At 75.4% G+C, this 747-nt stretch carries 1 protein-coding gene; it reads right to left on the bottom strand.

Going from position 1 to position 747, the window contains the following annotated elements; all coding sequences use genetic code 11:
- Nucleotides 1–74 precede the first annotated feature (74 nt).
- Nucleotides 75–747 (bottom strand): pyridoxamine 5'-phosphate oxidase family protein (locus tag FNQ90_RS25610; RefSeq protein WP_182608487.1); only part of this gene is annotated, 673 nt, incomplete at its 5' end.

The following is a 747-nucleotide window of genomic DNA, read 5'->3' as shown; positions in this document are numbered from 1 at the left end:
GGGGGGCGCGGCCCGGCGGGCGTGATGAGGGGCCGTGGTCGAGGGCGCGGCCCCGGTGGTCACCGGGGCGGGGTTCAGGCCACGGAAGGGTTGAAGCGGGAGAAGGCGGGTTCGCTCCAGCGCAGGGGGGTGGCGCGGGCGACCTCCCGGACGGCGGCGACGGTGAACTCCACGAGGCGCCGCGCCCCCGGCGGGAAGGGCTCCTCGCCGGGAGCCGGGGACCAGACGGTTCGGGCCGTGCCCGTCAGGTGGAGGGCGGTTCCGGTGTCCCAGCCGGGGAAGAGCAGGCCCGCCGCGGGGTTGAGTTCGAGGTTGCCCAGCGTCAGGAACATGGCGTTGCCGGTGTAGTCCGGCCAGCGCAGCACGGTGGGCGAGAGCACCCGGACGAAGCCCGGGGCGCCCCCGCGGTGGGAGGCGTCGGCGTCGCCCCGGTCGGAGGCGGTGGCGACGAAGAAGGTGTCCGCCCGCCGGATGGTTTCCCGCTGGGCGGGGGTGAGGGTGGTGCCGTCGGTGACCGGTCCCGGTCCCGCCGCCGTTCCCCCGGCGCCGGGGTCGAGGAAGCGGTGTCGTCGTTTCTGGAGGTACTTGGGGCAGTTGGCGAAGACCTGGTCGAGGTCCACGCGGAGCCCTTCACCGGTGGGGACGGCCCGACCGTTGATCCGCATCCGGCGGCGGGTGGCCGGCTCGATGGCGATCATGCCCACCGGTGAGGGGCGTTCGCGCAGCTCACCGAGGGGGTCGGTGGGG

Origin of the sequence: Streptomyces alkaliphilus (assembly GCF_014141535.1) — a bacterium.
Lineage (GTDB): Bacteria > Actinomycetota > Actinomycetes > Streptomycetales > Streptomycetaceae > Streptomyces > Streptomyces alkaliphilus.
This window is presented reverse-complemented; position numbering and strand designations above follow the sequence as displayed.